Origin of the sequence: Paragemmobacter straminiformis (genome assembly GCF_014243445.1) — a bacterium.
In the GTDB taxonomy this organism is placed as follows: Bacteria; Pseudomonadota; Alphaproteobacteria; order Rhodobacterales; family Rhodobacteraceae; genus Paragemmobacter; species Paragemmobacter straminiformis.
The window spans coordinates 18589-32784 of record NZ_JACLQD010000008.1 but is presented as its reverse complement, the minus strand read 5'-3'; the positions used below and the strand labels follow the sequence as shown (position 1 = coordinate 32784).

Sequence of the window (14196 nt, the reverse complement as noted above, 5' to 3'; positions counted from 1 at the left end):
GCCTCCCTAGGTTTGAACATTTTGCACACAAGAAAAACTTTTGAGCAACATAAAAATTCAGAATCCGACCTGCTTTGCCCGTCGATACCGGTTGCCGCGCAAGTGCTTACCGCGCAGGGGCGCGCGCGCCCTGCCCGCGCAGGCCCGTCGCGCGCTTCCGGCCACCGCTCTTTGCACAATGATATTGACAAAACCGCAAATGTTCAGTTTTTCTACCTGCCAAGCACGAGGGAGAGGACGCCATGCGCTACGATTACGTTTCGGTCGGGTTCTACACATTCGACTGTCTGGGCTGGCCCGTGTCGGACATTCCCGCCGGGGGCGGCACGCATTTCATCGAAGACCTGACCCTTGCGGTTTCGGGGGCGGCCGGAACGGCGGCCATCGTGGCGGCAAAGCTGGGCCTGAAAACGCTGGCCGTCGGCGGCTATGGCCGCGACATGATGGGCGACTGGGCGGTCAGCCGGCTGGAAAGCTTCGGCATCGACACCTCGGGCCTGCAACGTCTGGCAGGGGTGCCGACCTCCTCCTCGATCGTGCTGACGCGCAAGGACGGATCGCGCCCCGCGCTGCATGTCAAAGGGGCCACCGGGCATTTCGTGGTGGACGAAGCCGATTTCGACCGCATCACCGATACCCGCGTGTTCCATATGGGCGGCGTGGGACTGATGGATGCGATGGACGGGCCACGCAACGCCGCCCTGATGGCGCACGCCAAGAAGCGCGGCTGCATCACGACGGTTGACATCTTCGCAGGCTCTGCCGCCGATCTGCCGGATGTCGATGCGGTGCTGCCCCATACCGATTACTTCATTCCCTCGGTCGAAGAGGCGCAGGCGCTGACGGGCCTGAGCGATCTGGACGACATGGCAAGGTTCTTCATGGATCGCGGCGCGGGCGCCTGCGTGTTCACGCTGGGCGGCGACGGGGCCTATTACCGCGACAAGACGGGCCTCAGCTTCAGGATCCCGGCCTTTGCCATCGATGTGAAATGCACCTGCGGATGCGGCGATGTGTTCAACGCGGGCTTCGCAGCCGGATTGCTGAACGGCATGTCACCGCAAGATTCGGTGCGTCTGGCGCAGGCGTCCTCGGCGCTGAACGCAACGGGGCTTGGCAGTCAGGCGGGGGTCGTCTCGCTCGAGGATACGCTGGCCTTCATGCGCGCCTGTTCCGTCAAGGCGGCCTGAGCCCGCCTTGGCCAATCGGGCCTTGATGCCAAGGACATAACACTCCATTGTCGCGCAAATGTCCGCACATTTCGGGCAGACAGACAGCCGACGGGGGACAAACGTGACAATGTCAGACGTGAACGTGAACGACGAAATCAAGACACGGATCGCCTGGCTTTACCACGTCGAAGGCATGACTCAGGACGAGGTGGCGAACCTTGTCGGCATGAACCGCTCGCGCGTGCTGCGCATCCTTGCCGCCGCCCGTCAGGACGGAACCGTTCAGATCCGCGTCACCACCCGCATGTCGCGCTGCGTCGAGCTGGAACGGATGCTGGAAAGCCGCTGGAGCCTGACGCGCGCCATCGTCGTGCCCGAACCGCAAGATCCGTCGCAACTGCGCGGCATCATCGGGGCCGAGGTCGGGGCCTACATGTCGCAGGCCGTGACCAGCAACATGACCGTGGGTCTGGGCTGGGGCAAAACCCTGACCTCGGGGGTTTCGGCCATCACGCCGCGCGCGGCCGACGGGGTCAAGGTGCTGGCCATGCTGGGCGGCCTGACACGGGTGAGCGAAGTGAACCCTTCGGAATTCGCCTGGCGCGTGGCCGACCGTCTGTCGGCCGAATGCTACATGCTGGCAGCCCCCGTCTACGCCCCCGATCCCGCAACGCGCGAGGCGCTGCTTGGCCACCCCGGCCTGTCCGAGGTTTTCGCCCGCGCCAAGACGCTGGATATGGCGGTGGTCTCGGTGGGCGACCTGACCCCGCATTCCGTGTTTTCCGAATACGGCCTGCTCACGCGCGACGAGATCGCCTCGCTCGAGGCGGCGGGGGCGGTGGGCGACCTCTTGTGCCATTTCATCGATGCCGAGGGGAATGTGATCGACCACCCGGTGAACGACCGCGTTCTGGCCGTGAACCCGCTTTCGCTGCGTGGCACACGGCAGATCGTTCTGGCTTCGGGCGGCTGGCACAAGCTGACGGTGATCCGCGCGGCGCTGAAGCTGCTGCGCCCCACGGTCCTGATCGTGAACGAACTGGTTGCCGAGCGGCTGGCCAAGGAAGAACGCTAGGGCCAAGGCGCGCGTTCGACCGGCCGCGCGATTGCTTCATGTCATGGCGGGCCAAAGCTGGCCTGCCGTGACCCGATGCACCACTTGCCAGCGCCCGCGAAAGCAGGGGCCGATCACCTTCGGCAAGCGGTGGGCCCGCCCCTGATCGACAAGAAAAACTTGCCGATCCCGCAGAAAACTTGCTTTCCACACCGATGCCTTGCGGGCAGGATCGCCACAGGTCCCAGCGCAAGGAAACGGTCGGATGAAAAACGGCGGACAGCTTCTGGTCGAATGCCTCGTGGCGCTTGGCGCCCGCAAAGCCTTTGGCGTTCCGGGTGAAAGCTATCTCGCGGTTCTCGACGCGCTGCACGACACGCGCGGAAAGCTCGACTTCGTGCTGTGCCGGAACGAGGGCGGCGCAGCCTTCATGGCGGCGGCATGGGGCAAGCTGACAGGTGCGCCCGGCCTGTGTCTGGTGACGCGCGGGCCGGGGGTGACCAACGCCTCCATCGGCATCCACACCGCGATGCAGGATTCCGCGCCCATGCTCGTTTTCGTCGGTCAGGTCGGGACCGACATGAAAGGACGCGAGGCGTTTCAGGAAATCGACTACCGCGCCGTATTCGGCAGCATGGCGAAATGGGCGGTCGAAATCGACCGTATCGAACGCCTGCCCGAGATCATCGGGCGCGCCTGGGTCACGGCCACGACGGGGCGTCCCGGTCCGGTGGTCATCGCCCTGCCCGAGGATATGCTCACCAGCCTGACCGATGCCGCCCCCCTGCAAGGCCCCGCCCGCATCGCCGAGGCGGCGCCCGATCCGGTGGCCCTTGCCGATGCGATGGCCATGCTGGCGGCGGCCAAGCGCCCCCTTCTGCTGATGGGCGGCTGCAACTGGACCGAAGCGGGGCAGACCGCACTTCAAGCCTTTGCCGAAGCCTCCGATATTCCGGTTGTCGCGGCCTTCCGCTATCAGGACCAGTTCGACAATTTCTCGCCCGTTTACGCGGGCGAGGCGGGTGTTGGCATGCCGCCCAACGTCCGCGCCCTGATGCGCGATGCCGACACGATCCTTGCCGTCAACGTGCGGTTCGGCGAGATGACGACCGATGCCTACACCCTGCTCGACGTGCCGTTGCCCAAGCAAAGGTTGATCCACGTTCACGCCTCCGACCGCGAGATCGGCAAGATCTACCAGCCCGCGCTCGGGCTTCACGCGGGGCCGAACGCCTTTGCCGCGGCCTTGCAGCCCGTCAAGGGCGATTGGGCCGATTGGCGCGCCAAGGCACGGGCCGCGTGGGAGGCAGGTTTCGACCTGCCGCCGCAACCCTCGCCGGTCGACATGGGTCTCGCCACAGCGCATCTGCGCGAGGTTCTGCCTGCCGATGCGATCCTGACCAATGGCGCGGGCAACTTCACCGTCTGGCCGAACAAGTTCTACAAATTCGGTGCCAAGGCGCGTCTGCTCGCGCCCCAGTCGGGGGCGATGGGCTACGGGGTTCCGGCGGCCATCGCGGCCAAGGTCGCCTTTCCCGACCGCACTGTCGTCTGCTTTGCCGGAGACGGCGATTTCCAGATGAACTGTCAGGAACTCGGCACCGCGATGCAGGCCGGGGCGCAGCCGATCATCCTGATCCTGAACAACGGCACCTATGGCACCATCCGCGCGCATCAGGAACGCAACTATCCCGCCCGCGTTTCGGGCACCACGCTGGAAAACCCCGATTTTTCCGCCCTTGCCCGGTCCTATGGCTTCCACGCCGAACGCGTCGACCGGACCGAGGATTTCCCCGCAGCCTTCGCCCGCGCCCGCGCGTCGCGCACGGGTGCGGTGCTTGACCTGAACATTTCCGCCGAGGCGCTGACACCGCGCCAGACGCTCACCCAGATGCGCGAAGCGGCCCTTGCCGCAAAGGACAAGACATGACCATCCGCCTTGGTGCCGATATCGGCGGCACGTTTACGGACATCGCGCTCGATTGCCACGGGCGGATGTTTTCGACCAAGGTGCTGACCACCTATGCCGCACCGGAACAGGCAATTCTCGACGGTATCGCAATCGTGCTGGCCGAGGCCGAGATTACGCCTGCCGATCTGGAAATCGTGATTCACGGCACCACCCTGGCGACCAACGCGCTGATCGAACGGCGCGGGGCGCGGACGGCTTTCGTCACGACCGAAGGCTTCCGCGACGTGCTGGAAATGCGCACCGAGAACCGTTTCGAGCAATATGACCTGAACCTGCGCCTGCCCAAGCCGCTGATCCCGCGCGAAGACCGTTTCGCCGTTGCGGGGCGGATCGGCGCGCAGGGGCAGGAACTGGCACCTCTCGACGAAGCGGCGCTGGAAGCAGTCGCCGACCGCATCGCCGCGACAGGCTACGGCGCGGTCGCCATCGGCTTCATCCATTCCTACATGAACCCCGCCCACGAAGAACGCGCCCGCGCGATCATCGCCGCCAAGGTGGGCGTTCCCATCTCGATCTCGTCCGAAGTCTCGCCGCAGATGCGCGAATTCGAGCGTTTCAATACGGTCTGCGCAAATGCCTATGTCCGCCCGCAGATGGCCGACTATCTGGGCCGCCTGCAAACGCGCCTTGCCGAAACGGGCGCAACCTGCCCCGTGTTCATGATCCATTCGGGCGGCGGTCTCATATCGGTCGAGACGGCCTCGGCCTTTCCGGTGCGTCTGGTCGAATCCGGCCCCGCAGGCGGGGCGATCTTTGCCGCCGATGTGGCCCAACGGTTCGGACTGGACAAGGTCGTCAGCTACGACATGGGCGGCACCACCGCGAAGATCTGCCTGATCGAGGATTTCCAGCCCAAGACCGCCCGCACCTTCGAGGTCGCCCGCACCTACCGTTTCTGCAAGGGGTCGGGCATGCCCATCTCCATCCCCGTGATCGAGATGATCGAGATCGGCGCAGGCGGCGGCTCCATCGCTTGGGTCGATTCCTTGGGTCGCATCCAGACGGGGCCGGAAAGCGCCGGGTCCGAACCCGGCCCCGCCTGCTACCAGCGCGGCGGAGAACGCCCCGCGATCACCGATGCCGATCTTGTCCTTGGCAAGATCGACCCCGACAACTTCGCAGGCGGGGCCATCCCGCTTTCGACATCAGCCGCCGCCGCCGCCATCCTGAAAGATGTCGGCAACCGGCTGAACCTTGACGCCACGGCCGCCGCCTTCGGCATCTGCGAAGTGGTCGACGAGAACATGGCCAATGCCGCGCGTGTCCATGCGGTCGAAAACGGCAAGAACATTTCCGACAACATGATGATCGCCTTTGGCGGCGCCGCCCCGCTTCACGCCGCCCGCCTGTGCGAAAAGCTCGGCATCGACACCTGCCTGATCCCGCAAGGGGCGGGCGTCGGCTCGGCCATCGGCTTTCTCAAGGCTCCCTTCGGATACGAGGCGCTCGCGTCAAAGATCATGCGGCTGTCCGCCTTTGACGCGGCATCGGTCAACCACCTTCTCGACGGGTTGAAAGCCACCGCCGAAGGCTTCGTCCGCGCCGGATCGGGCGGCAGCATCGAACGCGAGATCACCGCCTTCATGCGCTATGTCGGGCAGGGGTGGGAAATTCCCGTAACCCTCCCCGACCGCGCCTTCGTGGCCGCCGATGCCGCCCTGCTGCGCGAAGCCTTCCGCCAGAATTACGCGCGCTTCTTCGGCCGTGCCATCGACGGTCTCGACGGCCTCGAAATCGAAGTGGTGACCTTCTCGGTCAAGGCCCAAGACCAGCGCCAGCCTCCCGACCGCCACAGCCTGACGCGCGTCGGCCGGACTGTCGCACCGCCGGCCACCCGCGCCGTGTTCGACCCCGCCAGCGGCACAAGCCGCGAGACGGGCATCGTGGACCGCGCCACACTTCCCGCAGGCGCGCGCGTCATCGGCCCCGCCGTCATCGTCGAGCGGGAAACCGCGACGGTCGTCACATCGCCCTTCGACGCGGTGATGCAGGATGACGGATCGCTGCTTCTGGTCCGCAAGGAGGGTTCGGCATGACCGACGCGACAATGGAAATCCGCATGCAGGTCATGTGGAACCGGCTGATCTCGGTCGTGGAAGAACAGGCGATGACCCTGCTGCGCACCGCCTTTTCCACCTCGGTCCGCGAGGCGGGCGATCTGTCGGCGGGCGTGTTCGACCCGATGGGCCGGATGCTCGCGCAGGCGGTCACCGGCACGCCGGGCCATGTGAACACGATGGCCGAGGCCGTGTTGCATTTCATCACCGAAATCGGCCGCGACAACATGTTCCCCGGCGATACCTACGTCACCAACGACCCGTGGAAAGGCACCGGCCACCTGCACGACATCACGATGGTCTCGCCCTCGTTCAAGGGCGACAGGCTGGTGGGCTTTTTCGCCTGCACCGCCCATGTCGTCGATGTTGGCGGGCGCGGATTCGGGGCCGACGGCAAGTCGGTCTATGAAGAGGGTATCCAGATCCCGATCATGAAGTTCGCCGAACGCGGCGAGGTGAACGGCACGCTCGTCACCCTGCTGCGGTCCAACGTGCGCGAACCCAATCAGGTGGTCGGCGATTTCTACTCGCTCGCGGCCTGCAACGAAGTGGGTCACCGCCGGCTGATCGACATGATGGACGAAATCGGCCTGACCAGCCTTGATGATCTGGGCGCCTTCATCTTCTCGCGCACCGAAGCCGCGATGCAGGAAAGGATTCGTGCCCTGCCGCAAGGCGCATGGGACAATGCGCTCGACACCGACGGCTACGACGAACCCGTGCGCCTTGCCGCGCGTGTCGAAATCGACGGGCTGCGCGTCAACGTCGATTTCGGCGGTTCAGCCCCTGTCAGCCGCTGGGGCATCAACGTGCCGATCATCTATACCAAGGCCTATGCCTCATATGCGCTGAAATGCGTGGTCGCCCCCGACATTCCGAACAACTGGGCCTCGCTCGAGGCGTTTACTATCTCGTCGCCCGAAAACATCCTGAACGCCCCGCGCCCCGCGCCGGTTTCGGTGCGGCACGTGATCGGCCATCTGGTGCCCGACCTCGTCCTTGGCGCGCTGGCCAAGGCGCTGCCCGGCAAGGTGCTGGCCGAAGGGGCAGCCGCCCTGTGGAACATCCACATGTCGGTGCGCCCCGTGGCGGGGCAGGCGGGGCGGAGGGCGGAAATCCTGATGTTCAACTCGGGCGGCATGGGCGCACGGCCCGAACTTGACGGGCTCTCGGCCACGGCCTTCCCCTCGGGCGTCATGACCATGCCGATCGAGGCGACCGAACAGACAGGGCCGATCATCGTCTGGCGCAAGGAACTGCGCCCCGACAGCGGCGGCGATGGCGAATTTCGCGGCGGTCTCGGGCAAGTGATCGAGATCGAGCCGATGCCCGGCCATGAATTCGACTTCTCGGCCATGTTCGACCGGGTGAACCATCCCGCCAAGGGCCGCGATGGCGGAGGGGCGGGTGCCTCGGGCAGCGTTGCCTTGGACGATGGCACCAAGCTGAAGCCCAAGGGCTGGCAGCATGTTCCCCAAGGGCGCAGGCTTGTCCTGCATCTGCCCGGCGGCGGCGGCTATGGCGATCCTGCGCGCCGCAGCGACGCGGCGCGTCAGGACGATCTGTCCAAGGGCTATGTGACGGAGGGGCGGAAATGACCTATGTGGCATCCCGCCTTGCGGCGGTGAAACCCTCGGCCTCGATGGCGGCCAGCATGGCGGCCAAGGCGTTGCGGGCAACCGGGGTCGACGTGATCGACCTCGGGCTGGGCGAGCCCGATTTTCCGACACCCGCGCATATAATCGACGCCGCCCACGCAGCGGCCGCCAAGGGCGAGACCCTCTATACCGCCGCCGCCGGAACCCCGGCGCTCAGGGCGGCGATTGCCGATAAATTCCGGCGCGAGAACGGGCTGGACTATGGCCCCGACGACATCGTCGTCGCCAATGGCGCCAAGCAGATCATCTTCAACGCCCTGATGGCCACCTTGAACGAAGGCGACGAGGCGATCTTGCCCGCGCCCTATTTCGTCAGCTACCCCGAAATGGTCAAACTCCTCGGCGGCGTGCCGGTCATGCCGGTCTGCGGCGCCGAAACCGGTTTCCGGCTGACGCCCGCCATGCTGGACGCCGCGATCACACCGCGCACGAAATGGCTGTTCCTGAACATGCCCGGAAATCCTTCGGGCGCTGTCTATACCGAAGCGGACTTGCAGGCGCTGGGCGCGGTTCTGGCGCGGCATCCGCAGGTTCTGGTTCTTTCGGACGAAATCTACGAACACATCATCTTCGACGGTAGGCCCTTTACCAGTTTTGCCAAAGCCTGCCCCGCATTGCGCGACCGCAGCCTTATCGTGAACGGGGTGGCAAAGGCCTATGCCATGACAGGGTGGCGCGTCGGCTATGCGGCGGGTCCGGCCCCGCTGCTGAAAGCCATGAACACGGTGCAAAGCCAATCGGTCACCTCGGTTGCGGCGCCGATGCAGGCGGCGGCCTTGGCCGCGCTGACCGGCCCGCAAGACTGCATCGCCACATTCCGCACCGCGTTCCAGCGCCGCCGCGATCTGGTGGTCAATGGCGTCAAGGCGATTGCGGGCCTGACGCTCGACCCGCCGCAGGGTGCATTCTACGCCTACATCGGCTGCGCCGGATTGATCGGCAAGCGCACGCCCAAGGGCGAGACGCTTCAGGATGATACCGCCGTGGTCGCCTATCTGCTGCACGAGGCCCACGTCGGCTCTGTGCCCGGCGCGGCCTACGGGCTTTCGCCGTTCTTCCGCATTTCGACCGCGACCTCGGACGCGGTTCTGACAGAAGCACTTACACGCATCGCCCGCGCTGTCGCGGCGTTGCAACCGGCAAAGGACGCGGCATGACCTCTCCCCGTTTCGACACGCTCTTGATCACCGGTGCCGCGGGCCGGCTTGGCACCGAATTGCGCCGGGGTCTGGCCCCTCTTGCCCGCCGCCTGCGTCTGACCGATGTGGCCGAGATTGCGGACCTGCAACCCAACGAAGACGCGATCATCTGTGACCTGTCGGACGAGGCGGCCATGCTGCGGGCGACCGACGGGGTGGATGCGATCATCCACTTCGGGGGAATTGCGCTGGAAGCCGGATGGGAAGACATCCTGAACGCCAATATCCGCGGCAGCTACAACGTCTATGAAGGCGCGCGCAAGAACGGGGTGCCTCGCATCGTGTATGCATCATCTGTGCATGCGATCGGTTACCACCGCCTCGAAGACCAGATCGACACCAACGCCCCGCATCGCCCCGACGGGCTCTACGGCCTGTCCAAATGTTTCGTCGAAGATCTGGGCCGCCTTTACTGGGACAAGTTCGGCATCGAGACGGCCGCCCTGCGCATCTTTTCCTCGTTTCCCGAACCGGCCGACCGAAGGATGCTGTGGTCATGGCTCTCTTTTGCCGACTGCGTCCGCCTTGTGACTGCGGCCCTGACCGCACCGCGCGTCGGCTTTACCCTGTCCTTCGGCATTTCCGACAATGCGGTAAAGCCGGTAGACAACCGTCTGGCAGGCCACCTTGGCTATCACCCGCAAGACAACACCGAAGGATTCCGCGCCGGCGTCGAGGCAAAAGTGCCCGTGCCCGACCCGAAAGCCCCTTCGGTTCAATGCCTTGGCGGTTGGTTCGTCGATCTGGGTCACCCCGATGACGGGGCCGCGAAATGAAAGACAGCTTTGATGTGGTGATCGTCGGCGGGGCGGTGATCGGATCGGCTGTCGCCTATTTCCTGACCGCGAACCCCGATTTCGACGGCTCGGTTCTGGTCGTGGAACGCGACCCGACCTATGCCAAGGCTTCGACCTCGCTCTCGTCCTCGTCCATCCGCACGCAGTTTTCCAACCCGATCAACGTCAGGATCAGCCAGTTCGGATCAGCCTTTATCCGCGATTTCGCCACGACGATGCAGGTGGCAGGCGAACCGGGGCCGGACCTGAACTTCCATCAGGGTGGCTACCTGTTTCTTGCCAATACCGCGGCGCAGGAACGCACCCTGCGCGAAAACCATGCCGTCCAGAAGGCCTGCGGGGCCGATGTGGTGTTGTGGGGCCCCGATGAACTGGCCCGGGCTTTTCCCCACCTCGACGTCGCCGATATCCGCCTTGCCAGCTATGGCCAGTCGGGCGAGGGGTGGTTTTCCAATACCGGCCTGATGAACGGCTTCAAGGCCAAGGCCCGCGAATTGGGGGCCGACTATATCACCGACGAAGTGGTGGGCATCACCCGCAGCGGCGACCGCGTGACAGGTATCACGTTGAAATCGGGCGCAAAGATCGCTGCCGGCACAATCGTCAACGCCTCGGGTCCGCGGGCGGCGCTGACAGCGCGCATGGCCGGGCTGGACGTTCCGGTCGAACCCCGCAAACGCACGCTTTTCGTCTTTGATTGCGCGCATACGCCCGAAGGATCGGCCACAGTGAACAACGGGCGTCTGCCGCTGATGATCGACCCGACTGGCGTCTTTTGCCGCCCCGAAGGGCGCTACTTCCTGTCCGGCTGCGCACCGGCTGACGACCCCGCCGTAGACTGGGACGATTTCGAGCCGCGTTGGGAAGAATTCGAAAACTGCATCTGGCCCGCCCTTGCCGGGCGCTCGCCCGCTTTCGAGGCGATCAAGGTGGTCAACCAATGGGCGGGACATTACGATTTCAACACGCTTGACCATAACCTGATCGTCGGCCCGCACCCCGAGGTGCGGAACTTCATCTTTGCCAACGGTTTTTCGGGCCACGGTCTGCAACAGGGGCCCGCCACGGGGCGCGGGGTGGCCGAGTTGATCCTCTACGGTGGCTTCCGCGCGCTTGACCTTTCCGAGGTCGGTTACGAACGTATCGTCGAAGGGCGGCCTTTCCTCGAAAAGGCGGTGATCTGACCGGCAGTCCGGAAGCAAGGGAAAAGGCGGATCGATGGGTAACTCTTCTGTGCGGCTGCCGCCCCTGAACGCGATGCGCGTCTTCCACACGGTGGTGCGGCACCGGTCGTTTCGCAGTGCCGCCGATGAACTCAGCGTGTCGCCGCAGGCCGTAAGCCAGCAGATCAAACTGCTCGAAGAGACGCTGGGCGTCGAGTTGTTCGAGCGCAAGGGCCGCGCCATCGAACCGAACGAGCAGGCGATTCTTCTGGCCCACTATGTGCAGGCCGCCTTTGACGAACTTGCCGAAGGGGTGCGGCGGGTCGCAAAGGCCACGACGCGCAACCGCATCAACGTCAACGCCAGCCCCTATTTCGCGACCCGCTACCTGCTTGACCGGATCGCGGGCTTCCGCAACCTGGCCCCCGATGCCGACCTGCGCCTGACCACGATGGTCGACCTGCCCGATTTCGTCGCGGACGAGGTGGATGTGGCGATCCAATGGGGTTACGGCACGTGGAAGCCCTACGAAAGCACGCTGCTTTTGCGCGACTACAAGATCGTCTGCTGCACGCCCGAACTGGCGCGGCAGATCGCAGGCCCCGAGGATCTGCGCAACCTGCCGCTTTTGCATCCGGTGCTGTCGCCGGAACTCTGGATCAATGTGCTTGGGCATCTCGGCATCGCTGGCCGTCTGGGGCAAAAGGACATCCGTTTTCAGGATGCTGCCACGATGCGCAGCGCGACCCTTGCAGGCTTGGGCGTCGGCCTGATTTCGACGGTCGATGCGACCGAGGACCTGAAGCTTGGCAAGCTGGTCGCGCCTTTCGGGGTCAAGGTGATGCAGCAGATGCCCGAGGCGCTGGTGCCCGGTTTCTATCTGGTGCTTCCGCGATCGCACCGACGGATCAAGACGGTGGCCGAATTCTGCCGCTGGATCGTCGGGGAATGGGGCGAGGGGCCGCGCGCAGCGGCGGATGACGGGGAACGGGGGGAATGATGCAAGCATTGGTGACCGGAGCGACAAGCGGGATCGGCCGCGCCATCGCCCTTGCCCTGCACGGCGCAGGCTATGCGGTGACCGCCATCGGGCGCGATCCGGTGGCTCTGGACGACCTTGGCCGTCTGGGCCTGCATCCGCTGCGTCTTGACCTGTCCGATGCCGAAGCGGTGCGCAATTCCTTGGCCGGGCTGGCGCCCGATGTCCTTGTGAACAATGCCGGAATGATGCCGCCCTTGCTGCCCTTCGACGAACTCGACGAAGCCGATATCGACCGCGCCGTTTCGGTCAACCTCACTTCGGCGTTGCGGGTGACACGGGCCATCGTTCCCGGAATGAAGGCGCGGGGAGGTGGTCATCTGTTCTTTACCGGATCGACCGCAGGCCATGCGCCCTTTGCCAAGCTGGCAGTCTATTGTGCGACCAAAGCCGCCATCGGAGGTTTCGCGCAGGCCCTGCGGCTCGATCTTGCGCCGCATGGTCTGCGCGTCACCGAGATCGTGGCCGGGCGTGTCGAGACGGGTCTTTACAAAGACCTGCTGTCCCCCGAAGCGCGTGAGGCGATGTATGCCGGACAGTCCGCAGTGCAGCCCGAGGATGTGGCTGCGATGGTTCTTGCCGCCCTGCGCCTGCCGAAATCTGTCGATGTGGCGCGGTTCGACATTCTTCCCACCCATCAGGCGACCGTGACGGGCGCACAGAAAAAGGACGATTGAGGATGCAGGGTCTTTCAGTGGTGATCGTGGGCGGAGGAGCGGGCTTTGGCGCATTGCTCGCGCAGATGGCGGTGGCAAGCGGTGCCAGCGCCCTCGGGATCATCGACATCAATGCCCAAGCCGCCGAGGCCGCTTTGGCTCCGGCCCGGATCGCGGGCATTCCGGCAAGTTTCGCCGCATGCGACATCCGGACCGCCGAAGCCGCGCATGCCGCTTTTGCCAAGGTGGCGGCAGATCTTGGACGCGTCGATACGCTGGTCAATTCGGCGGCGATCTATCCGCGCAAACCGATCCTCGAAATCACCGATGCCGATTGGGATGCGTCGAATGCGATCAACGTGAAGGGCACCTATCACATGATGGTCGCCGCGATCCGTCACATGCAGGGGTTGGAACCGGTGGGCAAGGTGCGGGGGCGGATCGTCAACATCACCTCGGTCGATGCGTTCAAAGCCCATCCGCAGAACGCGCATTACGCAGCCACCAAGGCGGCGGTCGTCAGCCTGACGAAAAGCATGGCCCATGCCGTCGCCCCTGACGGGATATTGGTCAACTCGGTCGCGCCCGCAGGAATGGCGACGGAAAAAGCGCGCGAGGCAGGCTTTCTGGGCGAACTGGCAACGGCCAGCCCTTTGGGACGCGGCGGCGAGCCTGCGGAAATGGCCGAATGGGTTCTGATGGCAGGCGGGCCGAAGAACACCTATATGACAGGCGAGAATATCATCGTTTCAGGTGGTTACATCTACGCCTGAGCCGCCCGGCGCGCAGGGGCCAGATCCCTGCGCGACCCTTATTGCGGCCAGCGTTGGCGCAGGGTCACTTCCAGCTCGGCGCGCGAAAACGGCTTGGGCAGGCACGAGTCGAAGCCCGCAGACAGGTATTGCGCGACCTGATGGCTAAGCGAATTCACCGTGACGGCCAAGGCCAGCGGCATATCCGCGCCCTTGGCTTTTGCCGCGGTCTGAATGCCGGCCAGCGCGGCGATACCGTCTTGACCCGGCATTTCGATGTCGAGACAGACAAGATCGTGGCCCGGCTGCCAGTTCTCGACAGCCTCGAGCCCGTCCGAGGCCAGGGTGACGCCAAAACCGAGACGTTCCAGAAATGTCTTAAGGATCAGCCGGTTGATCTCGTTGTCATCCGCGACCAAAGCCTCACGTCCCGAAAAGGGGGCAAGGCTGTCGGCGGGGGGCTGATGCGACACATGGGCCTTGCGCATGGCCGGAACCACTGGCAGCACAGCGTTTCCGGCGACCCGTTCCACAACCGGAGCGCCCGTCATCCAGCGGCCGAACCGGCCGCGCAACCCCATCGCATGACCTGCCATTTGCAGTGTCCGCCCATATCCAGTGACCAAGGGCCGATCCTTTGGTCCGGCCTGTATCGATAAATCTGCGCTTGCCGCATG

At 64.8% G+C, this 14196-nt stretch carries 12 protein-coding genes; 11 read left to right on the top strand and 1 reads right to left on the bottom strand.

Going from position 1 to position 14196, the window contains the following annotated elements:
• Nucleotides 1-242: 242 nt before the first annotated feature.
• The 11 genes from H7F16_RS18890 (at nucleotide 243) to H7F16_RS18840 (ending at nucleotide 13540) form a co-directional block, all read left to right on the top strand.
• On the top strand, nucleotides 243-1190 hold the full coding sequence (locus H7F16_RS18890; protein ID WP_185799206.1) for a carbohydrate kinase family protein: 948 nt from the start codon (nucleotides 243-245) through the stop codon (nucleotides 1188-1190).
• 109 nt (nucleotides 1191-1299) lie between these two features.
• Nucleotides 1300-2247, top strand: coding sequence for a sugar-binding transcriptional regulator (locus tag H7F16_RS18885; protein ID WP_185799230.1), 948 nt, complete (start codon nucleotides 1300-1302; stop codon nucleotides 2245-2247).
• Between the two features lie 244 nt (nucleotides 2248-2491).
• Nucleotides 2492-4156: a thiamine pyrophosphate-dependent enzyme gene (locus tag H7F16_RS18880; protein ID WP_185799205.1), complete on the top strand. Its 1665-nt coding sequence runs from the start codon at nucleotides 2492-2494 to the stop codon at nucleotides 4154-4156.
• Nucleotides 4153-6234 carry a hydantoinase/oxoprolinase family protein gene (locus H7F16_RS18875; protein WP_185799204.1) on the top strand — a complete coding sequence of 694 codons (2082 nt, stop codon included), beginning with the start codon at nucleotides 4153-4155 and terminating at the stop codon, nucleotides 6232-6234. The genes H7F16_RS18880 and H7F16_RS18875 overlap by 4 nt, the downstream gene beginning before the upstream one ends.
• Complete coding sequence (locus H7F16_RS18870; protein WP_185799203.1) at nucleotides 6231-7853, top strand: hydantoinase B/oxoprolinase family protein; 1623 nt, start codon at nucleotides 6231-6233, stop codon at nucleotides 7851-7853. Before H7F16_RS18875 ends, H7F16_RS18870 begins: the two co-directional genes overlap by 4 nt.
• Nucleotides 7850-9070 (top strand): pyridoxal phosphate-dependent aminotransferase, encoded by a 1221-nt coding sequence (locus tag H7F16_RS18865; protein ID WP_185799202.1) that lies wholly within the window; start codon nucleotides 7850-7852, stop codon nucleotides 9068-9070. The genes H7F16_RS18870 and H7F16_RS18865 overlap by 4 nt, the downstream gene beginning before the upstream one ends.
• Entirely contained in the window at nucleotides 9067-9888 is an 822-nt protein-coding gene (locus H7F16_RS18860; protein ID WP_185799201.1) for an NAD-dependent epimerase/dehydratase family protein, read from the top strand. Before H7F16_RS18865 ends, H7F16_RS18860 begins: the two co-directional genes overlap by 4 nt.
• On the top strand, nucleotides 9885-11093 hold the full coding sequence (locus tag H7F16_RS18855; protein ID WP_185799200.1) for an NAD(P)/FAD-dependent oxidoreductase: 1209 nt from the start codon (nucleotides 9885-9887) through the stop codon (nucleotides 11091-11093). Before H7F16_RS18860 ends, H7F16_RS18855 begins: the two co-directional genes overlap by 4 nt.
• Nucleotides 11094-11127: 34 nt before the next feature.
• Nucleotides 11128-12072 (top strand): LysR substrate-binding domain-containing protein, encoded by a 945-nt coding sequence (locus H7F16_RS18850; RefSeq protein WP_185799199.1) that lies wholly within the window; start codon nucleotides 11128-11130, stop codon nucleotides 12070-12072.
• Complete coding sequence (locus H7F16_RS18845) at nucleotides 12069-12788, top strand: SDR family oxidoreductase (RefSeq protein WP_185799198.1); 720 nt, start codon at nucleotides 12069-12071, stop codon at nucleotides 12786-12788. Before H7F16_RS18850 ends, H7F16_RS18845 begins: the two co-directional genes overlap by 4 nt.
• Nucleotides 12789-12790: 2 nt before the next feature.
• A complete protein-coding gene (locus H7F16_RS18840; protein WP_185799197.1) occupies nucleotides 12791-13540 on the top strand; it encodes an SDR family NAD(P)-dependent oxidoreductase in 750 nt (249 codons plus the stop codon).
• 38 nt (nucleotides 13541-13578) lie between these two features.
• Here H7F16_RS18840 and H7F16_RS18835 read toward each other — a convergent pair whose 3' ends face one another.
• A complete protein-coding gene (locus tag H7F16_RS18835) occupies nucleotides 13579-14115 on the bottom strand; it encodes a response regulator (protein WP_185799196.1) in 537 nt (178 codons plus the stop codon).
• Nucleotides 14116-14196: the final 81 nt, after the last annotated feature.